This is a genomic window from Aliamphritea hakodatensis, assembly GCF_024347195.1.
GTDB lineage: Bacteria > Pseudomonadota > Gammaproteobacteria > Pseudomonadales > Balneatricaceae > Amphritea > Amphritea hakodatensis.
On the sequence record NZ_AP025281.1, the window covers coordinates 1,804,564 to 1,830,173 of the forward strand.

1 protein-coding gene is annotated in these 25,610 nt (G+C 57.8%); it reads left to right on the plus strand.

Going from position 1 to position 25,610, the window contains the following annotated elements:
* Window positions 1-178 precede the first annotated feature (178 nt).
* Window positions 179-25,609, plus strand: coding sequence for a Calx-beta domain-containing protein (locus tag PCI15_RS08305; RefSeq protein ID WP_271273867.1), 25,431 nt, complete (start codon window positions 179-181; stop codon window positions 25,607-25,609).
* The last annotated feature ends 1 nt before the right edge of the window (window position 25,610 follow it).

Below are 25,610 nucleotides of genomic sequence, written 5' to 3' on the forward strand. Positions count from 1 at the left end.
AGTCAGAATTAAATCAGATGTTTGTTGTGGCCTGCTATATGCGGGTTAGATTTGTTTAAATGAAAATACAGATATTTTTGTGCTTCAAGGTGATGAAGCCAGTGTGCTTGGTTTGCGTTTAAGGATGAACGGCGAAAAAGCCTGGTTGTGATTGCTCTGATTGGCCCGGGGGGGGCTTATGGATAAGACCAATAACGCAGTTGTAAATGTTGTTAGTGTTGAAGGTGACGTGGTTGTACTGGATGCCGCAGGTAAGATGCGTGCAGTTCAGGTGAATGACCAGCTTCAGCCGGGTGAAAAAGTCATTACCTCTGGCGACAGTGAAGCTGTTGTCAGTCTGGGTGATGATACTGTTGAGCAATTGCCATCGGACAGCGTTGCGCTGGTGGTAATTGATCCGGAAACCGGTGAAGTTTATCTGAATATCCAAACCCTGTTAGAGCAGAATCAGGATGAAGAATCCGAACTGTCGGAGATTGAACAGTTAATTCTGGCAGGTGCCGACCCTACTGAACTGTTAGAAGAAACCGCTGCAGGTGGTGAAGCTGGCGGAACCGCGCCGGCCAACGATGGCTTTACCGGCCTCGGTGAAGTGTTACGTACCGGTGACTCGGTTATTGCTGAAGCAGGTTTTGATACCGGTACAAGAAATGGCTCAGATGATGACCGTTTTCAGGATGATGGGCCGGTAGAAGAGGATATAGCACAACTTCCTGTTGTTACACCGGTTGTTTCCATTGCTGCAATTGACGCAGCAGCGGTTGAAGGCGTGGACAATGCCATCCGCTTTGAAGTCAGCCAGGATAATGTCAGCGCACAGGCGACCACGGTCGTGATCAGCGTGAACCTTGGCAGCGCGGAAACGACAGACTTCAGTCAGATCAGCTATACCGATGCGACCGGTACCTTCCATACATTGACTGATCCGGCAGACATCCAGGACTTCTTCACCAACGGTATCAGCGTGTTGATTCCGGCGGGTCAGGTCGTGGCCCCACAGATTGACTTTGTGGCGGTGGATGACAGCATCTACGAACAGAGTGAGACGTTCAGCCTGACGATCGACTCGGCCACCAATGCCGATGTCAGCACCAGTGCAGGCAGCGACAGCGCAACGATCAATGACGAAGATAAAGACACCCCGGATGATAAGCTGGGCGATCAGCCAACGGTCTCCATCGCAGCACTGGATGGCAGTGCAGTAGAAGGCGGCAGTGGCACCGATAACCAACTGACGTTCCAGGTCAGCCAGAGCAACGAAAGCAACGTTGATACCGACGTTGTGGTGACGCTGGATCTGGGCAGCGTTGAAGCGGCGGATCTGTCCGCCAGTGTCAGCTACACGCTGGCAGACGGCAGTCCGGCGACCACCACGGTGGGCGACCTGGTGAACGGCCTGGCCATTACGATCCCGGGCAACAGCAGCTATGCCCCGGTGTTCACCCTGACGGCGCTGGACGATGACATCTATGAAGTCAGTGAAAGCCTGAACATGAACCTAGCGCTGGCCGCCGGTGAAACAGATGCTGCACTGGGCACCGCCACGGCAGCGGGTGTGATCAATGACGAAGGTAAAGACACTCCGGATGACCGTCAGGGCGATAAGCCGACCGTCTCTATAGACGCGGTGGACGCTGTTGCAGTGGAAGGCGTGGACAGTGCCATCCGCTTTGAAGTCAGCCAGGATAATGTCAGCGAAGAGGCGACCACGGTCGTGATCAGCGCGAACCTAGGCACTGCGGAAGCAGCAGACTTCAGCCAGATCAGCTACACCGATGCGGCCGGTACCGTTCATACCCTGACCGCCCCGGCAGACATCCAGGACTTCTTCACCAACGGTATCAGCGTGCAGATCCCGGCGGGTCAGACCGTGGCCCCGGCGATCGACTTTGTGGCGGTGGATGACAGCATCTACGAACAGAGTGAGACGTTCAGTCTGACGATCGACTCGGCCACCAATGCCGATGTCAGCACCAGTGCAGGCAGCGACAGTGCAACGATCAATGACGAAGGTAAAGACACCCCGGATGACCGTCAGGGCGATAAGCCAACCGTCTCCATAGACGCCGTTGATAGCGTTGCAGTGGAAGGCGTGGACAATGCCATCCGCTTTGAAGTCAGCCAGGATAATGTCAGCGACGAGGCGACCACGGTCGTGATCAGCGCGAACCTGGGCACTGCGGAAGCCGCAGACTTCAGCCAGATCAGCTACACCGATACGGTCGGTACCGTTCACACCCTGAGCGACCCGGCAGACATCCAGGACTTCTTCATCAACGGCATCAGCGTGCAGATTCCGGCGGGTCAGACCGTGGCCCCGGCGATCGACTTTGTGGCGGTGGATGACAGCATCTACGAACAGAGTGAGACGTTCAGCCTGACGATTGACTCGGCCACCAATGCCGATGTCAGCACCAGTGCAGGCAGCGACAGTGCAACGATCAATGACGAAGGTAAAGACACCCCGGATGACCGTCAGGGCGATAAGCCAACCGTCTCCATAGACGCGGTGGACCCTGTTGCAGTGGAAGGCGTGGACAATGCCATCCGCTTTGAAGTCAGCCAGGATAATGTCAGCGAAGAGGCGACCACGGTCGTGATCAGCGCGAACTTGGGCACTGCGGAAACCGCAGACTTCAGCCAGATCAGCTACACCGATGCGGCCGGTACCGTTCACACCCTGACCGACCCGGCAGACATCCAGGACTTCTTCACCAACGGCATCAGCGTGCAGATCCCGGCGGGGCAGACCGTGGCCCCGTCGATCGACTTTGTGGCGGTGGATGACAGCGTCTACGAACAGAGTGAGACGTTCAGCCTGACGATCGACTCGGCCACCAATGCCGATGTCAGCACCAGTGCAGGCAGCGACAGCGCAACGATCAATGACGAAGATAAAGACACCCCGGATGATAAGCTGGGCGATCAGCCAACGGTCTCCATCGCAGCACTGGATGGCAGTGCGGTAGAAGGCGGCAGTGGCACCGATAACCAACTGACGTTCCAGGTCAGCCAGAGCAACGAAAGCAACGTTGATACCGACGTTGTGGTGACGCTGGATCTGGGCAGCGTTGAAGCGGCAGACCTGTCCGCCAGTGTCAGCTACACGCTGGCAGACGGCAGCCCGGCGACCACCACGGTGGGCGATCTGGTGAACGGCCTGGCCATTACGATCCCGGCCAACAGCAGCTATGCCCCGGTGTTCACCCTGACGGCGCTGGACGATGACATCTATGAAGTCAGTGAAAGTCTGAGCATGAACCTGGCGCTGGCCGCCGGTGAAACAGATGCTGTACTGGGCACCGCCACGGCAGCGGGTGTGATCAATGACGAAGATAAAGACACCCCGGATGATAAGCTGGGCGATCAGCCAACGGTCTCCATCGCAGCACTGGATGGCAGTGCGGTAGAAGGCGGCAGCGGCACCGATAACCAACTGACGTTCCAGGTCAGCCAGAGCAACGAAAGCAACGTTGATACCGACGTTGTGGTGACGCTGGATCTGGGCAGCGTTGAAGCGGCGGACCTGTCCGCCAGTGTCAGCTATACGCTGGCAGACGGCAGCCCGGCGACCACCACGGTGGGCGACCTGGTGAACGGCCTGGCCATTACGATCCCGGCCAACAGCAGCTATGCCCCGGTGTTCACCCTGACGGCGCTGGACGATGACATCTATGAAGTCAGTGAAAGTCTGAGCATGAACCTGGCGCTGGCCGCCGGTGAAACAGATGCTGTACTGGGCACCGCCACGGCAGCGGGTGTGATCAGTGACGAAGATAAAGACACCCCGGATGATAGGCTGGGCGATCAGCCAACGGTCTCCATCGCAGCACTGGATGGCAGTGCGGTAGAAGGCGGCAGTGGCACCGATAACCAACTGACGTTCCAGGTCAGCCAGAGCAACGAAAGCAACGTTGATACCGACGTTGTGGTGACGCTGGATCTGGGCAGCGTTGAAGCGGCAGACCTGTCCGCCAGTGTCAGCTACACGCTGGCAGACGGCAGCCCGGCGACCACCACGGTGGGCGACCTGGTGAACGGCCTGGCCATTACGATCCCGGCCAACAGCAGCTATGCACCGGTGTTCACCCTGACGGCGCTGGACGATGATATCTATGAAGTCAGTGAAAGTCTGAGCATGAACCTGGCGCTGGCCGCCGGTGAAACAGATGCTGTACTGGGCACCGCCACGGCAGCGGGTGTGATCAGTGACGAAGATAAAGACACCCCGGATGATAAGCTGGGCGATCAGCCAACGGTCTCCATCGCAGCACTGGATGGCAGTGCGGTAGAAGGCGGCAGCGGCACCGATAACCAACTGACGTTCCAGGTCAGCCAGAGCAACGAAAGCAACGTTGATACAGATGTCGTCGTGACGCTGGATCTGGGCAGCGTTGAAGCGGCAGACCTGTCCGCCAGTGTCAGCTACACGCTGGCAGACGGCAGCCCGGCGACCACCACGGTGGGCGATCTGGTGAACGGCCTGGCCATTACGATCCCGGCCAACAGCAGCTATGCCCCGGTGTTCACCCTGACGGCGCTGGACGATGACATCTATGAAGTCAGTGAAAGTCTGAGCATGAACCTGGCGCTGGCCGCCGGTGAAACAGATGCTGTACTGGGCACCGCCACGGCAGCGGGTGTGATCGTTGATAATGATTCCACTACGGTCTCCATCGCAGCACTGGATGGCAGTGCGGTAGAAGGCGGCAGTGGCACCGATAACCAACTGACGTTCCAGGTCAGCCAGACGAACGAAAGCAACGTTGATACCGACGTTGTGGTGACGCTGGATCTGGGCAGCGTTGAAGCGGCAGACCTGTCCGCCAGTGTCAGCTACACGCTGGCAGACGGCAGCCCGGCGACCACCACGGTGGGCGACCTGGTGAACGGCCTGGCCATTACGATCCCGGCCAACAGCAGCTATGCCCCGGTGTTCACCCTGACGGCGCTGGACGATGACATCTATGAAGTCAGTGAAAGTCTGAGCATGAACCTGGCGCTGGCCGCCGGTGAAACAGATGCTGTACTGGGCACCGCCACGGCAGCGGGTGTGATCAATGACGAAGATAAAGACACCCCGGATGATAAGCTGGGCGATCAGCCAACGGTCTCCATCGCAGCACTGGATGGCAGTGCGGTAGAAGGCGGCAGCGGCACCGATAACCAACTGACGTTCCAGGTCAGCCAGACGAACGAAAGCAACGTTGATACCGACGTTGTGGTGACGCTGGATCTGGGCAGCGTTGAAGCGGCAGACCTGTCCGCCAGTGTCAGCTACACGCTGGCAGACGGCAGCCCGGCGACCACCACGGTGGGCGACCTGGTGAACGGCCTGGCCATTACGATCCCGGCCAACAGCAGCTATGCCCCGGTGTTCACCCTGACGGCGCTGGACGATGACATCTATGAAGTCAGTGAAAGTCTGAGCATGAACCTGGCGCTGGCCGCCGGTGAAACAGATGCTGTACTGGGCACCGCCACGGCAGCGGGTGTGATCAGTGACGAAGATAAAGACACCCCGGATGATAAGCTGGGCGATCAGCCAACGGTCTCCATCGCAGCACTGGATGGCAGTGCGGTAGAAGGCGGCAGCGGCACCGATAACCAACTGACGTTCCAGGTCAGCCAGAGCAATGAAAGCAACGTTGATACCGACGTTGTGGTGACGCTGGATCTGGGCAGCGTTGAAGCGGCGGACCTGTCCGCCAGTGTCAGCTACACGCTGGCAGACGGCAGCCCGGCGACCACCACGGTGGGCGATCTGGTGAACGGCCTGGCCATTACGATCCCGGCCAACAGCAGCTATGCCCCGGTGTTCACCCTGACGGCGCTGGACGATGACATCTATGAAGTCAGTGAAAGTCTGAGCATGAACCTGGCGCTGGCCGCCGGTGAAACAGATGCTGTACTGGGCACCGCCACGGCAGCGGGTGTGATCAATGACGAAGATAAAGACACCCCGGATGATAAGCTGGGCGATCAGCCAACGGTCTCCATCGCAGCACTGGATGGCAGTGCGGTAGAAGGCGGCAGTGGCACCGATAACCAACTGACGTTCCAGGTCAGCCAGAGCAACGAAAGCAACGTTGATACCGACGTTGTGGTGACGCTGGATCTGGGCAGCGTTGAAGCGGCAGACCTGTCCGCCAGTGTCAGCTACACGCTGGCAGACGGCAGCCCGGCGACCACCACAGTGGGCGACCTGGTGAACGGCCTGGCCATTACGATCCCGGCCAACAGCAGCTATGCCCCGGTGTTCACCCTGACGGCGCTGGACGATGATATCTATGAAGTCAGTGAAAGTCTGAGCATGAACCTGGCGCTGGCCGCCGGTGAAACAGATGCTGTACTGGGCACCGCCACGGCAGCGGGTGTGATCAATGACGAAGATAAAGACACCCCGGATGATAAGCTGGGCGATCAGCCAACGGTCTCCATCGCAGCACTGGATGGCAGTGCGGTAGAAGGCGGCAGTGGCACCGATAACCAACTGACGTTCCAGGTCAGCCAGACGAACGAAAGCAACGTTGATACAGATGTCGTCGTGACGCTGGATCTGGGCAGCGTTGAAGCGGCGGACCTGTCCGCCAGTGTCAGCTACACGCTGGCAGACGGCAGCCCGGCGACCACCACGGTGGGCGACCTGGTGAACGGCCTGGCCATTACGATCCCGGCCAACAGCAGCTATGCCCCGGTGTTCACCCTGACGGCGCTGGACGATGACATCTATGAAGTCAGTGAAAGTCTGAGCATGAACCTGGCGCTGGCCGCCGGTGAAACAGATGCTGTACTGGGCACCGCCACGGCAGCGGGTGTGATCAGTGACGAAGATAAAGACACCCCGGATGATAAGCTGGGCGATCAGCCAACGGTCTCCATCGCAGCACTGGATGGCAGTGCGGTAGAAGGCGGCAGTGGCACCGATAACCAACTGACGTTCCAGGTCAGCCAGACGAACGAAAGCAACGTTGATACCGACGTTGTGGTGACGCTGGATCTGGGCAGCGTTGAAGCGGCAGACCTGTCCGCCAGTGTCAGCTATACGCTGGCAGACGGCAGCCCGGCGACCACCACGGTGGGCGACCTGGTGAACGGCCTGGCCATTACGATCCCGGCCAACAGCAGCTATGCCCCGGTGTTCACCCTGACGGCGCTGGACGATGACATCTATGAAGTCAGTGAAAGTCTGAGCATGAACCTGGCGCTGGCCGCCGGTGAAACAGATGCTGTACTGGGCACCGCCACGGCAGCGGGTGTGATCGTTGATAATGATTCCACTACGGTCTCCATCGCAGCACTGGATGGCAGTGCGGTAGAAGGCGGCAGTGGCACCGATAACCAACTGACGTTCCAGGTCAGCCAGAGCAATGAAAGCAACGTTGATACCGACGTTGTGGTGACGCTGGATCTGGGCAGCGTTGAAGCGGCGGACCTGTCCGCCAGTGTCAGCTATACGCTGGCAGACGGCAGCCCGGCGACCACCACGGTGGGCGACCTGGTGAACGGCCTGGCCATTACGATCCCGGCCAACAGCAGCTATGCACCGGTGTTCACCCTGACGGCGCTGGACGATGATATCTATGAAGTCAGTGAAAGTCTGAGCATGAACCTGGCGCTGGCCGCCGGTGAAACAGATGCTGTACTGGGCACCGCCACGGCAGCGGGTGTGATCAGTGACGAAGATAAAGACACCCCGGATGATAAGCTGGGCGATCAGCCAACGGTCTCCATCGCAGCACTGGATGGCAGTGCGGTAGAAGGCGGCAGTGGCACCGATAACCAACTGACGTTCCAGGTCAGCCAGAGCAACGAAAGCAACGTTGATACCGACGTTGTGGTGACGCTGGATCTGGGCAGCGTTGAAGCGGCGGACCTGTCCGCCAGTGTCAGCTACACGCTGGCAGACGGCAGCCCGGCGACCACCACGGTGGGCGACCTGGTGAACGGCCTGGCCATTACGATCCCGGCCAACAGCAGCTATGCCCCGGTGTTCACCCTGACGGCGCTGGACGATGACATCTATGAAGTCAGTGAAAGTCTGAGCATGAACCTGGCGCTGGCCGCCGGTGAAACAGATGCTGTACTGGGCACCGCCACGGCAGCGGGTGTGATCAATGACGAAGATAAAGACACCCCGGATGATAAGCTGGGCGATCAGCCAACGGTCTCCATCGCAGCACTGGATGGCAGTGCGGTAGAAGGCGGCAGCGGCACCGATAACCAACTGACGTTCCAGGTCAGCCAGAGCAACGAAAGCAACGTTGATACAGATGTCGTCGTGACGCTGGATCTGGGCAGCGTTGAAGCGGCGGACCTGTCCGCCAGTGTCAGCTACACGCTGGCAGACGGCAGCCCGGCGACCACCACGGTGGGCGACCTGGTGAACGGCCTGGCCATTACGATCCCGGCCAACAGCAGCTATGCCCCGGTGTTCACCCTGACGGCGCTGGACGATGACATCTATGAAGTCAGTGAAAGTCTGAGCATGAACCTGGCGCTGGCCGCCGGTGAAACAGATGCTGTACTGGGCACCGCCACGGCAGCGGGTGTGATCAGTGACGAAGATAAAGACACCCCGGATGATAAGCTGGGCGATCAGCCAACGGTCTCCATCGCAGCACTGGATGGCAGTGCGGTAGAAGGCGGCAGTGGCACCGATAACCAACTGACGTTCCAGGTCAGCCAGAGCAACGAAAGCAACGTTGATACCGACGTTGTGGTGACGCTGGATCTGGGCAGCGTTGAAGCGGCAGACCTGTCCGCCAGTGTCAGCTACACGCTGGCAGACGGCAGCCCGGCGACCACCACGGTGGGCGATCTGGTGAACGGCCTGGCCATTACGATCCCGGCCAACAGCAGCTATGCCCCGGTGTTCACCCTGACGGCGCTGGACGATGACATCTATGAAGTCAGTGAAAGTCTGAGCATGAACCTGGCGCTGGCCGCCGGTGAAACAGATGCTGTACTGGGCACCGCCACGGCAGCGGGTGTGATCAATGACGAAGATAAAGACACCCCGGATGATAAGCTGGGCGATCAGCCAACGGTCTCCATCGCAGCACTGGATGGCAGTGCGGTAGAAGGCGGCAGCGGCACCGATAACCAACTGACGTTCCAGGTCAGCCAGAGCAACGAAAGCAACGTTGATACAGATGTCGTCGTGACGCTGGATCTGGGCAGCGTTGAAGCGGCGGACCTGTCCGCCAGTGTCAGCTATACGCTGGCAGACGGCAGCCCGGCGACCACCACGGTGGGCGACCTGGTGAACGGCCTGGCCATTACGATCCCGGCCAACAGCAGCTATGCCCCGGTGTTCACCCTGACGGCGCTGGACGATGACATCTATGAAGTCAGTGAAAGTCTGAGCATGAACCTGGCGCTGGCCGCCGGTGAAACAGATGCTGTACTGGGCACCGCCACGGCAGCGGGTGTGATCAGTGACGAAGATAAAGACACCCCGGATGATAAGCTGGGCGATCAGCCAACGGTCTCCATCGCAGCACTGGATGGCAGTGCGGTAGAAGGCGGCAGTGGCACCGATAACCAACTGACGTTCCAGGTCAGCCAGAGCAACGAAAGCAACGTTGATACCGACGTTGTGGTGACGCTGGATCTGGGCAGCGTTGAAGCGGCGGACCTGTCCGCCAGTGTCAGCTACACGCTGGCAGACGGCAGCCCGGCGACCACCACGGTGGGCGATCTGGTGAACGGCCTGGCCATTACGATCCCGGCCAACAGCAGCTATGCCCCGGTGTTCACCCTGACGGCGCTGGACGATGACATCTATGAAGTCAGTGAAAGTCTGAGCATGAACCTGGCGCTGGCCGCCGGTGAAACAGATGCTGTACTGGGCACCGCCACGGCAGCGGGTGTGATCAGTGACGAAGATAAAGACACCCCGGATGATAAGCTGGGCGATCAGCCAACGGTCTCCATCGCAGCACTGGATGGCAGTGCGGTAGAAGGCGGCAGCGGCACCGATAACCAACTGACGTTCCAGGTCAGCCAGAGCAACGAAAGCAACGTTGATACCGACGTTGTGGTGACGCTGGATCTGGGCAGCGTTGAAGCGGCGGACCTGTCCGCCAGTGTCAGCTATACGCTGGCAGACGGCAGCCCGGCGACCACCACGGTGGGCGACCTGGTGAACGGCCTGGCCATTACGATCCCGGCCAACAGCAGCTATGCCCCGGTGTTCACCCTGACGGCGCTGGACGATGACATCTATGAAGTCAGTGAAAGTCTGAGCATGAACCTGGCGCTGGCCGCCGGTGAAACAGATGCTGTACTGGGCACCGCCACGGCAGCGGGTGTGATCGTTGATAATGATTCCACTACGGTCTCCATCGCAGCACTGGATGGCAGTGCGGTAGAAGGCGGCAGTGGCACCGATAACCAACTGACGTTCCAGGTCAGCCAGACGAACGAAAGCAACGTTGATACCGACGTTGTGGTGACGCTGGATCTGGGCAGCGTTGAAGCGGCGGACCTGTCCGCCAGTGTCAGCTATACGCTGGCAGACGGCAGCCCGGCGACCACCACGGTGGGCGACCTGGTGAACGGCCTGGCCATTACGATCCCGGCCAACAGCAGCTATGCCCCGGTGTTCACCCTGACGGCGCTGGACGATGATATCTATGAAGTCAGTGAAAGTCTGAGCATGAACCTGGCGCTGGCCGCCGGTGAAACAGATGCTGTACTGGGCACCGCCACGGCAGCGGGTGTGATCAGTGACGAAGATAAAGACACCCCGGATGATAAGCTGGGCGATCAGCCAACGGTCTCCATCGCAGCACTGGATGGCAGTGCGGTAGAAGGCGGCAGTGGCACCGATAACCAACTGACGTTCCAGGTCAGCCAGAGCAACGAAAGCAACGTTGATACCGACGTTGTGGTGACGCTGGATCTGGGCAGCGTTGAAGCGGCGGACCTGTCCGCCAGTGTCAGCTACACGCTGGCAGACGGCAGCCCGGCGACCACCACGGTGGGCGACCTGGTGAACGGCCTGGCCATTACGATCCCGGCCAACAGCAGCTATGCCCCGGTGTTCACCCTGACGGCGCTGGACGATGACATCTATGAAGTCAGTGAAAGTCTGAGCATGAACCTGGCGCTGGCCGCCGGTGAAACAGATGCTGTACTGGGCACCGCCACGGCAGCGGGTGTGATCAATGACGAAGATAAAGACACCCCGGATGATAAGCTGGGCGATCAGCCAACGGTCTCCATCGCAGCACTGGATGGCAGTGCGGTAGAAGGCGGCAGCGGCACCGATAACCAACTGACGTTCCAGGTCAGCCAGAGCAACGAAAGCAACGTTGATACAGATGTCGTCGTGACGCTGGATCTGGGCAGCGTTGAAGCGGCAGACCTGTCCGCCAGTGTCAGCTACACGCTGGCAGACGGCAGCCCGGCGACCACCACGGTGGGCGACCTGGTGAACGGCCTGGCCATTACGATCCCGGCCAACAGCAGCTATGCCCCGGTGTTCACCCTGACGGCGCTGGACGATGACATCTATGAAGTCAGTGAAAGTCTGAGCATGAACCTGGCGCTGGCCGCCGGTGAAACAGATGCTGTACTGGGCACCGCCACGGCAGCGGGTGTGATCAATGACGAAGATAAAGACACCCCGGATGATAAGCTGGGCGATCAGCCAACGGTCTCCATCGCAGCACTGGATGGCAGTGCGGTAGAAGGCGGCAGCGGCACCGATAACCAACTGACGTTCCAGGTCAGCCAGAGCAATGAAAGCAACGTTGATACCGACGTTGTGGTGACGCTGGATCTGGGCAGCGTTGAAGCGGCAGACCTGTCCGCCAGTGTCAGCTACACGTTGGCAGACGGCAGCCCGGCGACCACCACGGTGGGCGATCTGGTGAACGGCCTGGCCATTACGATCCCGGCCAACAGCAGCTATGCCCCGGTGTTCACCCTGACGGCGCTGGACGATGACATCTATGAAGTCAGTGAAAGTCTGAGCATGAACCTGGCGCTGGCCGCCGGTGAAACAGATGCTGTACTGGGCACCGCCACGGCAGCGGGTGTGATCAATGACGAAGATAAAGACACCCCGGATGATAAGCTGGGCGATCAGCCAACGGTCTCCATCGCAGCACTGGATGGCAGTGCGGTAGAAGGCGGCAGCGGCACCGATAACCAACTGACGTTCCAGGTCAGCCAGAGCAACGAAAGCAACGTTGATACAGATGTCGTCGTGACGCTGGATCTGGGCAGCGTTGAAGCGGCAGACCTGTCCGCCAGTGTCAGCTACACGCTGGCAGACGGCAGCCCGGCGACCACCACGGTGGGCGACCTGGTGAACGGCCTGGCCATTACGATCCCGGCCAACAGCAGCTATGCCCCGGTGTTCACCCTGACGGCGCTGGACGATGACATCTATGAAGTCAGTGAAAGTCTGAGCATGAACCTGGCGCTGGCCGCCGGTGAAACAGATGCTGTACTGGGCACCGCCACGGCAGCGGGTGTGATCAATGACGAAGATAAAGACACCCCGGATGATAAGCTGGGCGATCAGCCAACGGTCTCCATCGCAGCACTGGATGGCAGTGCGGTAGAAGGCGGCAGCGGCACCGATAACCAACTGACGTTCCAGGTCAGCCAGACGAACGAAAGCAACGTTGATACCGACGTTGTGGTGACGCTGGATCTGGGCAGCGTTGAAGCGGCAGACCTGTCCGCCAGTGTCAGCTACACGCTGGCAGACGGCAGCCCGGCGACCACCACGGTGGGCGACCTGGTGAACGGCCTGGCCATTACGATCCCGGCCAACAGCAGCTATGCCCCGGTGTTCACCCTGACGGCGCTGGACGATGACATCTATGAAGTCAGTGAAAGTCTGAGCATGAACCTGGCGCTGGCCGCCGGTGAAACAGATGCTGTACTGGGCACCGCCACGGCAGCGGGTGTGATCAATGACGAAGATAAAGACACCCCGGATGATAAGCTGGGCGATCAGCCAACGGTCTCCATCGCAGCACTGGATGGCAGTGCGGTAGAAGGCGGCAGTGGCACCGATAACCAACTGACGTTCCAGGTCAGCCAGACGAACGAAAGCAACGTTGATACCGACGTTGTGGTGACGCTGGATCTGGGCAGCGTTGAAGCGGCGGACCTGTCCGCCAGTGTCAGCTATACGCTGGCAGACGGCAGCCCGGCGACCACCACGGTGGGCGACCTGGTGAACGGCCTGGCCATTACGATCCCGGCCAACAGCAGCTATGCACCGGTGTTCACCCTGACGGCGCTGGACGATGATATCTATGAAGTCAGTGAAAGTCTGAGCATGAACCTGGCGCTGGCCGCCGGTGAAACAGATGCTGTACTGGGCACCGCCACGGCAGCGGGTGTGATCAGTGACGAAGATAAAGACACCCCGGATGATAAGCTGGGCGATCAGCCAACGGTCTCCATCGCAGCACTGGATGGCAGTGCGGTAGAAGGCGGCAGTGGCACCGATAACCAACTGACGTTCCAGGTCAGCCAGAGCAACGAAAGCAACGTTGATACCGACGTTGTGGTGACGCTGGATCTGGGCAGCGTTGAAGCGGCAGACCTGTCCGCCAGTGTCAGCTACACGCTGGCAGACGGCAGCCCGGCGACCACCACGGTGGGCGACCTGGTGAACGGCCTGGCCATTACGATCCCGGCCAACAGCAGCTATGCACCGGTGTTCACCCTGACGGCGCTGGACGATGATATCTATGAAGTCAGTGAAAGTCTGAGCATGAACCTGGCGCTGGCCGCCGGTGAAACAGATGCTGTACTGGGCACCGCCACGGCAGCGGGTGTGATCAGTGACGAAGATAAAGACACCCCGGATGATAAGCTGGGCGATCAGCCAACGGTCTCCATCGCAGCACTGGATGGCAGTGCGGTAGAAGGCGGCAGTGGCACCGATAACCAACTGACGTTCCAGGTCAGCCAGACGAACGAAAGCAACGTTGATACCGACGTTGTGGTGACGCTGGATCTGGGCAGCGTTGAAGCGGCAGACCTGTCCGCCAGTGTCAGCTATACGCTGGCAGACGGCAGCCCGGCGACCACCACGGTGGGCGACCTGGTGAACGGCCTGGCCATTACGATCCCGGCCAACAGCAGCTATGCCCCGGTGTTCACCCTGACGGCGCTGGACGATGACATCTATGAAGTCAGTGAAAGTCTGAGCATGAACCTGGCGCTGGCCGCCGGTGAAACAGATGCTGTACTGGGCACCGCCACGGCAGCGGGTGTGATCGTTGATAATGATTCCACTACGGTCTCCATCGCAGCACTGGATGGCAGTGCGGTAGAAGGCGGCAGTGGCACCGATAACCAACTGACGTTCCAGGTCAGCCAGACGAACGAAAGCAACGTTGATACCGACGTTGTGGTGACGCTGGATCTGGGCAGCGTTGAAGCGGCGGACCTGTCCGCCAGTGTCAGCTATACGCTGGCAGACGGCAGCCCGGCGACCACCACGGTGGGCGACCTGGTGAACGGCCTGGCCATTACGATCCCGGCCAACAGCAGCTATGCCCCGGTGTTCACCCTGACGGCGCTGGACGATGATATCTATGAAGTCAGTGAAAGTCTGAGCATGAACCTGGCGCTGGCCGCCGGTGAAACAGATGCTGTACTGGGCACCGCCACGGCAGCGGGTGTGATCAGTGACGAAGATAAAGACACCCCGGATGATAAGCTGGGCGATCAGCCAACGGTCTCCATCGCAGCACTGGATGGCAGTGCGGTAGAAGGCGGCAGTGGCACCGATAACCAACTGACGTTCCAGGTCAGCCAGACGAACGAAAGCAACGTTGATACCGACGTTGTGGTGACGCTGGATCTGGGCAGCGTTGAAGCGGCGGACCTGTCCGCCAGTGTCAGCTACACGCTGGCAGACGGCAGCCCGGCGACCACCACGGTGGGCGACCTGGTGAACGGCCTGGCCATTACGATCCCGGCCAACAGCAGCTATGCCCCGGTGTTCACCCTGACGGCGCTGGACGATGACATCTATGAAGTCAGTGAAAGTCTGAGCATGAACCTGGCGCTGGCCGCCGGTGAAACAGATGCTGTACTGGGCACCGCCACGGCAGCGGGTGTGATCAATGACGAAGATAAAGACACCCCGGATGATAAGCTGGGCGATCAGCCAACGGTCTCCATCGCAGCACTGGATGGCAGTGCGGTAGAAGGCGGCAGCGGCACCGATAACCAACTGACGTTCCAGGTCAGCCAGACGAACGAAAGCAACGTTGATACCGACGTTGTGGTGACGCTGGATCTGGGCAGCGTTGAAGCGGCAGACCTGTCCGCCAGTGTCAGCTACACGCTGGCAGACGGCAGCCCGGCGACCACCACGGTGGGCGACCTGGTGAACGGCCTGGCCATTACGATCCCGGCCAACAGCAGCTATGCCCCGGTGTTCACCCTGACGGCGCTGGACGATGACATCTATGAAGTCAGTGAAAGTCTGAGCATGAACCTGGCGCTGGCCGCCGGTGAAACAGATGCTGTACTGGGCACCGCCACGGCAGCGGGTGTGATCAATGACGAAGATAAAGACACCCCGGATGATAAGCTGGGCGATCAGCCAACGGTCTCCATCGCAGCACTGGATGGCAGTGCGGTAGAAGGCGGCAGCGGCACCGATAACCAACTGACGTTCCAGGTCAGCCAGAGCAATGAAAGCAACGTTGATACCGACGTTGTGGTGACGCTGGATCTGGGCAGCGTTGAAGCGGCAGACCTGTCCGCCAGTGTCAGCTACACGTTGGCAGACGGCAGCCCGGCGACCACCACGGTGGGCGATCTGGTGAACGGCCTGGCCATTACGATCCCGGCCAACAGCAGCTATGCCCCGGTGTTCACCCTGACGGCGCTGGACGATGACATCTATGAAGTCAGTGAAAGTCTGAGCATGAACCTGGCGCTGGCCGCCGGTGAAACAGATGCTGTACTGGGCACCGCCACGGCAGCGGGTGTGATCAATGACGAAGATAAAGACACCCCGGATGATAAGCTGGGCGATCAGCCAACGGTCTCCATCGCAGCACTGGATGGCAGTGCGGTAGAAGGCGGCAGCGGCACCGATAACCAACTGACGTTCCAGGTCAGCCAGAGCAACGAAAGCAACGTTGATACAGATGTCGTCGTGACGCTGGATCTGGGCAGCGTTGAAGCGGCAGACCTGTCCGCCAGTGTCAGCTACACGCTGGCAGACGGCAGCCCGGCGACCACCACGGTGGGCGACCTGGTGAACGGCCTGGCCATTACGATCCCGGCCAACAGCAGCTATGCCCCGGTGTTCACCCTGACGGCGCTGGACGATGACATCTATGAAGTCAGTGAAAGTCTGAGCATGAACCTGGCGCTGGCCGCCGGTGAAACAGATGCTGTACTGGGCACCGCCACGGCAGCGGGTGTGATCAATGACGAAGATAAAGACACCCCGGATGATAAGCTGGGCGATCAGCCAACGGTCTCCATCGCAGCACTGGATGGCAGTGCGGTAGAAGGCGGCAGCGGCACCGATAACCAACTGACGTTCCAGGTCAGCCAGAGCAACGAAAGCAACGTTGATACAGATGTCGTCGTGACGCTGGATCTGGGCAGCGTTGAAGCGGCAGACCTGTCCGCCAGTGTCAGCTACACGCTGGCAGACGGCAGCCCGGCGACCACCACGGTGGGCGACCTGGTGAACGGCCTGGCCATTACGATCCCGGCCAACAGCAGCTATGCCCCGGTGTTCACCCTGACGGCGCTGGACGATGACATCTATGAAGTCAGTGAAAGTCTGAGCATGAACCTGGCGCTGGCCGCCGGTGAAACAGATGCTGTACTGGGCACCGCCACGGCAGCGGGTGTGATCAGTGACGAAGATAAAGACACCCCGGATGATAAGCTGGGCGATCAGCCAACGGTCTCCATCGCAGCACTGGATGGCAGTGCGGTAGAAGGCGGCAGCGGCACCGATAACCAACTGACGTTCCAGGTCAGCCAGAGCAACGAAAGCAACGTTGATACAGATGTCGTCGTGACGCTGGATCTGGGCAGCGTTGAAGCGGCAGACCTGTCCGCCAGTGTCAGCTACACGCTGGCAGACGGCAGCCCGGCGACCACCACGGTGGGCGATCTGGTGAACGGCCTGGCCATTACGATCCCGGCCAACAGCAGCTATGCCCCGGTGTTCACCCTGACGGCGCTGGACGATGACATCTATGAAGTCAGTGAAAGTCTGAGCATGAACCTGGCGCTGGCCGCCGGTGAAACAGATGCTGTACTGGGCACCGCCACGGCAGCGGGTGTGATCAATGACGAAGATAAAGACACCCCGGATGATAAGCTGGGCGATCAGCCAACGGTCTCCATCGCAGCACTGGATGGCAGTGCGGTAGAAGGCGGCAGTGGCACCGATAACCAACTGACGTTCCAGGTCAGCCAGAGCAACGAAAGCAACGTTGATACAGATGTCGTCGTGACGCTGGATCTGGGCAGCGTTGAAGCGGCAGACCTGTCCGCCAGTGTCAGCTACACGCTGGCAGACGGCAGCCCGGCGACCACCACGGTGGGCGACCTGGTGAACGGCCTGGCCATTACGATCCCGGCCAACAGCAGCTATGCCCCGGTGTTCACCCTGACGGCGCTGGACGATGATATCTATGAAGTCAGTGAAAGTCTGAGCATGAACCTGGCGCTGGCCGCCGGTGAAACAGATGCTGTACTGGGCACCGCCACGGCAGCGGGTGTGATCAATGACGAAGATAAAGACACCCCGGATGATAAGCTGGGCGATCAGCCAACGGTCTCCATCGCAGCACTGGATGGCAGTGCGGTAGAAGGCGGCAGTGGCACCGATAACCAACTGACGTTCCAGGTCAGCCAGACGAACGAAAGCAACGTTGATACAGATGTCGTCGTGACGCTGGATCTGGGCAGCGTTGAAGCGGCGGACCTGTCCGCCAGTGTCAGCTACACGCTGGCAGACGGCAGCCCGGCGACCACCACGGTGGGCGACCTGGTGAACGGCCTGGCCATTACGATCCCGGCCAACAGCAGCTATGCCCCGGTGTTCACCCTGACGGCGCTGGACGATGACATCTATGAAGTCAGTGAAAGTCTGAGCATGAACCTGGCGCTGGCCGCCGGTGAAACAGATGCTGTACTGGGCACCGCCACGGCAGCGGGTGTGATCAGTGACGAAGATAAAGACACCCCGGATGATAAGCTGGGCGATCAGCCAACGGTCTCCATCGCAGCACTGGATGGCAGTGCGGTAGAAGGCGGCAGTGGCACCGATAACCAACTGACGTTCCAGGTCAGCCAGACGAACGAAAGCAACGTTGATACCGACGTTGTGGTGACGCTGGATCTGGGCAGCGTTGAAGCGGCAGACCTGTCCGCCAGTGTCAGCTATACGCTGGCAGACGGCAGCCCGGCGACCACCACGGTGGGCGACCTGGTGAACGGCCTGGCCATTACGATCCCGGCCAACAGCAGCTATGCCCCGGTGTTCACCCTGACGGCGCTGGACGATGACATCTATGAAGTCAGTGAAAGTCTGAGCATGAACCTGGCGCTGGCCGCCGGTGAAACAGATGCTGTACTGGGCACCGCCACGGCAGCGGGTGTGATCGTTGATAATGATTCCACTACGGTCTCCATCGCAGCACTGGATGGCAGTGCGGTAGAAGGCGGCAGTGGCACCGATAACCAACTGACGTTCCAGGTCAGCCAGACGAACGAAAGCAACGTTGATACCGACGTTGTGGTGACGCTGGATCTGGGCAGCGTTGAAGCGGCGGACCTGTCCGCCAGTGTCAGCTATACGCTGGCAGACGGCAGCCCGGCGACCACCACGGTGGGCGACCTGGTGAACGGCCTGGCCATTACGATCCCGGCCAACAGCAGCTATGCCCCGGTGTTCACCCTGACGGCGCTGGACGATGATATCTATGAAGTCAGTGAAAGTCTGAGCATGAACCTGGCGCTGGCCGCCGGTGAAACAGATGCTGTACTGGGCACCGCCACGGCAGCGGGTGTGATCAGTGACGAAGATAAAGACACCCCGGATGATAAGCTGGGCGATCAGCCAACGGTCTCCATCGCAGCACTGGATGGCAGTGCGGTAGAAGGCGGCAGTGGCACCGATAACCAACTGACGTTCCAGGTCAGCCAGAGCAACGAAAGCAACGTTGATACCGACGTTGTGGTGACGCTGGATCTGGGCAGCGTTGAAGCGGCGGACCTGTCCGCCAGTGTCAGCTACACGCTGGCAGACGGCAGCCCGGCGACCACCACGGTGGGCGACCTGGTGAACGGCCTGGCCATTACGATCCCGGCCAACAGCAGCTATGCCCCGGTGTTCACCCTGACGGCGCTGGACGATGACATCTATGAAGTCAGTGAAAGTCTGAGCATGAACCTGGCGCTGGCCGCCGGTGAAACAGATGCTGTACTGGGCACCGCCACGGCAGCGGGTGTGATCAATGACGAAGATAAAGACACCCCGGATGATAAGCTGGGCGATCAGCCAACGGTCTCCATCGCAGCACTGGATGGCAGTGCGGTAGAAGGCGGCAGCGGCACCGATAACCAACTGACGTTCCAGGTCAGCCAGAGCAACGAAAGCAACGTTGATACAGATGTCGTCGTGACGCTGGATCTGGGCAGCGTTGAAGCGGCAGACCTGTCCGCCAGTGTCAGCTACACGCTGGCAGACGGCAGCCCGGCGACCACCACGGTGGGCGACCTGGTGAACGGCCTGGCCATTACGATCCCGGCCAACAGCAGCTATGCCCCGGTGTTCACCCTGACGGCGCTGGACGATGACATCTATGAAGTCAGTGAAAGTCTGAGCATGAACCTGGCGCTGGCCGCCGGTGAAACAGATGCTGTACTGGGCACCGCCACGGCAGCGGGTGTGATCAATGACGAAGATAAAGACACCCCGGATGATAAGCTGGGCGATCAGCCAACGGTCTCCATCGCAGCACTGGATGGCAGTGCGGTAGAAGGCGGCAGCGGCACCGATAACCAACTGACGTTCCAGGTCAGCCAGAGCAATGAAAGCAACGTTGATACCGACGTTGTGGTGACGCTGGATCTGGGCAGCGTTGAAGCGGCAGACCTGTCCGCCAGTGTCAGCTACACGTTGGCAGACGGCAGCCCGGCGACCACCACGGTGGGCGATCTGGTGAACGGCCTGGCCATTACGATCCCGGCCAACAGCAGCTATGCCCCGGTGTTCACCCTGACGGCGCTGGACGATGACATCTATGAAGTCAGTGAAAGTCTGAGCATGAACCTGGCGCTGGCCGCCGGTGAAACAGATGCTGTACTGGGCACCGCCACGGCAGCGGGTGTGATCAATGACGAAGATAAAGACACCCCGGATGATAAGCTGGGCGATCAGCCAACGGTCTCCATCGCAGCACTGGATGGCAGTGCGGTAGAAGGCGGCAGCGGCACCGATAACCAACTGACGTTCCAGGTCAGCCAGAGCAACGAAAGCAACGTTGATACAGATGTCGTCGTGACGCTGGATCTGGGCAGCGTTGAAGCGGCAGACCTGTCCGCCAGTGTCAGCTACACGCTGGCAGACGGCAGCCCGGCGACCACCACGGTGGGCGACCTGGTGAACGGCCTGGCCATTACGATCCCGGCCAACAGCAGCTATGCCCCGGTGTTCACCCTGACGGCGCTGGACGATGACATCTATGAAGTCAGTGAAAGTCTGAGCATGAACCTGGCGCTGGCCGCCGGTGAAACAGATGCTGTACTGGGCACCGCCACGGCAGCGGGTGTGATCAATGACGAAGATAAAGACACCCCGGATGATAAGCTGGGCGATCAGCCAACGGTCTCCATCGCAGCACTGGATGGCAGTGCGGTAGAAGGCGGCAGCGGCACCGATAACCAACTGACGTTCCAGGTCAGCCAGACGAACGAAAGCAACGTTGATACCGACGTTGTGGTGACGCTGGATCTGGGCAGCGTTGAAGCGGCAGACCTGTCCGCCAGTGTCAGCTACACGTTGGCAGACGGCAGCCCGGCGACCACCACGGTGGGCGACCTGGTGAACGGCCTGGCCATTACGATCCCGGCCAACAGCAGCTATGCCCCGGTGTTCACCCTGACGGCGCTGGACGATGACATCTATGAAGTCAGTGAAAGTCTGAGCATGAACCTGGCGCTGGCCGCCGGTGAAACAGATGCTGTACTGGGCACCGCCACGGCAGCGGGTGTGATCAATGACGAAGATAAAGACACCCCGGATGATAAGCTGGGCGATCAGCCAACGGTCTCCATCGCAGCACTGGATGGCAGTGCGGTAGAAGGCGGCAGCGGCACCGATAACCAACTGACGTTCCAGGTCAGCCAGAGCAATGAAAGCAACGTTGATACCGACGTTGTGGTGACGCTGGATCTGGGCAGCGTTGAAGCGGCAGACCTGTCCGCCAGTGTCAGCTACACGTTGGCAGACGGCAGCCCGGCGACCACCACAGTGGGCGATCTGGTGAACGGCCTGGCCATTACGATCCCGGCCAACAGCAGCTATGCCCCGGTGTTCACCCTGACGGCGCTGGACGATGACATCTATGAAGTCAGTGAAAGTCTGAGCATGAACCTGGCGCTGGCCGCCGGTGAAACAGATGCTGTACTGGGCACCGCCACGGCAGCGGGTGTTATTGTTGACAATGATTCACGCCCGGTTGCTGCGGATAGCCAAGTTGCTACTCTTGAAGATACTACTAAGGTCTTTTCTGCAAGTGACTTTGGTTTCTCTGATGCGGATGCAGGTGATTCTCTTCAGTCAGTTCGCATTGACAGCTACGATGCATTAGCATTGGGTACCCTGAAGTTTGACGGTAATGAAGTTACAGCTCCGCTGGTTATTTCGGTTGCTGATCTTCAGGCCGGTAAACTGACGTTTGAGCCTGAACTTAATGATTCCGGTGTCGATGGTTATGGCGGTACCGACGTTGGAGATCAGGAAGCAACATACGCTACTTTCGAGTTTAGCGTCAGTGACGGTACAAACTGGAGCACTGCGCCAGCAACAATGCAGATTGATGTTACACCTGATGCTGATGCGCCGAATGTTGCTACTAACGCTATCATTGACGGCAGCAATAATCCGATCAGTGGTCAGATTGTGGTACCAAGTGGTAATGGTCTCGAGAAAACTGTTTATACCAACTACGGTTCGGGGCAGTTAATTAACAGTAATGCTCTGGAAGGGATCACCGACGGACTCAGTGGTGGTTCAACTACGGTTGAAACACAACCCTATCGTGACGGTGGTAACGGTCCGACTAATGTTGCTTCCCGCTCTATTGAAGTTACCAAAGGATTGATTTATCTGGAAGCGGGTACCCAGATTTCCTTCAATGGTTATGCTGATGATTCGGTACGGATTGAACTTGGCGGTAACACCCTGCTAAGCAGCACAGGTGATGCTTACGGGTCGTACAACACTGCGTCAGCAGGGTCAAATGGTGCTGGTGCGGGTACATTTACTACCAGTGGAACATTTACCGCGCCAGCCAGTGGTTACTATACTTTGGAAACCTATGTATATAACCACTCTGGCCCTGGTGATATGTCTATCAACGTTACAGTACAGAAGCCGGGTGAGTCTGCGACTACAACACCGCTGAATACTGCTAACCATCAGATTTATACAGATATAAATCAGGTAGACAGTAATAATGGTCAGCATTCCGAGTTCCAGTTACAGCCAGGCAGTGACGGTGGTCACTATCCGGTTGAACTGAATGTTGGCTATGAAGACAGTCCGATTAAGTTGACGGGTATTACCCGAAGCCTGGTTGATACCGACGGATCAGAACAGTTGGGAACTGCTGTTGGAGCTGATGCTGCTGACGCAAGTGACAACCCAGGACAGGTGGTTATTTCTGATATACCTGTCGGTTCAAGTCTGACAGATGGTACCAATACCTTTACAGCAACTGCTGGCAATACTTCCGTGGATGTTAGCAGCTGGAATCTGAGTAACCTGTTTTATGAAGGTAATGCGGATGATCAGGACAGTGACAGTGAAATTCATTCACTGACAGTTACTGCTAACAGTATTGAAATTGTTGATGGTGTGGTTGTAGATACTGCTTCTACTCAGACTACGCTGGACATCCGTGTCATTGATACAGCTCCGCTTGCCAATGCTGTAAGTTCCAGCCTGAGCGAAGATGATGCCAGTGCAACGGGTAATGTTGTCTCTGCTGCAACGCTTAAAGAAGATACCGTTACCGTAGAAGGTGTTCAGTCAGGCACACCAGGTGGAAATGTCAGCGGTGGTGTTGGCACGGCTATATCCGGAACCTACGGTTCTCTGACATTAAATGCTAATGGTAGCTATACCTACGTACCTAATGGTGCTGCAGCGCCAGGCGCAAACGTGTCGGATGTATTCACCTATACTATTGTGGATTCTGACGGCGATCGTTCGACCGCTACAATTACTTTGAATATAACAGGAACAGATGCTGCACCTGCTATAGCGTCCGTTGATCCTGTAAGTCTTAATGAAGAAGGCTTAGCGGAAGGTTCAAACAGCTCTTCAGGCAGTGTTTATAACGGTACTTATGATGCTTCAGATGCTGAGGGGGCTTCTTTAACTGCTACCTTATCTGTACCGACAGGAGTCAGTCTGACTTCAGACGGTGAAGCTGTAAGTTTTGTGCTTCAGGATAATGGGAAAACGTTGTTAGGTTATACAGGGAATGATCCGGCAGATGCTGATTCTCAGGTTATCAGACTTGAAGTAACGGATAATGGCACCTATACAACGACTCTCTTAAAACCTGTTGACCATAGTGCTCAGGGTAAAGATTCAATAGCGTTTGATGTTGGTCTGACAGTCAGTGACGGTACTTTGCAAACAACTGCAAACATTCCTGTTACTATCGTTGATGACCAGCCTAGCTCTGCTCAGTCTGTGGGTTATGTGAGTCCGTCTGAAACATATACAACTAACCTTGTATTTGTTCTTGACCGTTCTGGCAGCATGGGAACAACCCGTCTAAATACAGCTAAAAATGCGATCAGAGAGCTATTTGATGCCTATGACGATATAGGTAACGTCAATATATTGCTGGTCAGCTTTGCTAACAACTCTACAAACCATGGTTGGTTTAGCAATGCTTCTGATCTGCAGGATGAATTAGATGATATAAGTTCCAACGGTAGTACTAATTATCAGGCCGGTATAACCAGGGCGCTTAATGCGGTTGATTTCGATCTGAGTGATCCTGATGACTTAGCTTCCAGCGTGCCTTCCTCAAATCAGACGCTGGCGTATTTCCTGAGTGATGGAGATCCAAACGCAGGTGATCTTGATAATGTGTTTAACCGTTGGGATGGTTATGTTGATAATCATGTCGATAAGGTTTACGCCTATGGAGTAGATAGCAATGTTAGCCTGACAGGCAATGGACAAGGCAGTCTCAACCAGGTTGCATCCGCCGATCCTAATGGTGTTTCGAAAGTTGTTGCTCAGTCGGATCTTGTTGCCGAGTTTGTTAATGGGGTTACTTCTCAGGTGAGCGGCAATATTTCCGTATCGGGGGCTACCGGTGATGATATTGTATTCGGTGCTGACGGTGGTTATGTAGAGTCGATTACTGTCAATGGAACAACGCTTACCTATAACCCTAATACTCAGGCTAATGATCCGTCACTGTACCGCAGAACGTTTACCACGGCTGAAGGTGCAAATTTAACCTTCAACTTTAAAACTGGTGAATATACATACTTCATTCCGCCCGGAGTTACTATTACGACAGGCGCAGAAGAAGTGTTTGCTATTACTGTGAGGGATGGTGACGGTGATGTAGTTACAGGTTCTACATTAAAAGTGGTCATTCAGGAACCGCTTGAGGTTGAGAGCGATATCATCATTACAAATCAGTCGTTGATAACTGATATAACTGACGCAGATTTGTTAGCCAACGACGCAGACCTTAATGGCAATACGCTTGTTCTGAGCAATCGTGTCAACAATGCCGGTGATATCACTTACGACGTATCCAATGGCATCAAGACAGAATCTGCCACTGCAACGATTCAGTTTGATACCGACGATAATGTTCTGACTGGTGGTAGCGCTGACGAAACCCTTGTGGCCGGAAACGGTAATGAGGAGTTGCGGGGTAACGCAGGTGATGATGTCCTCAGAGCAGGGGCCGGCAATGATACGCTTGTTGGTGGCCTGGGTGATGATATTCTGACCGGCGGCGAAGGTGATGATATCTTTGACTGGAATGCAGGTGATCAGGGAACCGGCAATGCTGCGGTTGACCGGATCACTGATTTCAATCTTTCTGATGATAAAATTGATATCTCCGATATGTTAGATGGTCTCCACGGCGCTGCTACCGACCCAGTTGATCTGATGCAGTATCTGGACTTCTCAGAAGATAACGGATCAGCGGTTCTGACCATAAAAGATACTAACGGCACTGACCAGCAGAAAATTCAGTTTGACGGGCAGTCTTTGAATGAACTGTATTCGGCTACGGGTACCGCCAATCAGGCGGATCTGCTGAATAAACTTGTAGATGACACTACTTTAATAGTTTAAT

Excerpts from the sequence above, each read along its gene's own strand:
- PCI15_RS08305 (WP_271273867.1), top strand. The coding sequence starts at position 179 with ATGGATAAGACCAATAACGCAGTTGTAAATGTTGTTAGTGTTGAAGGT.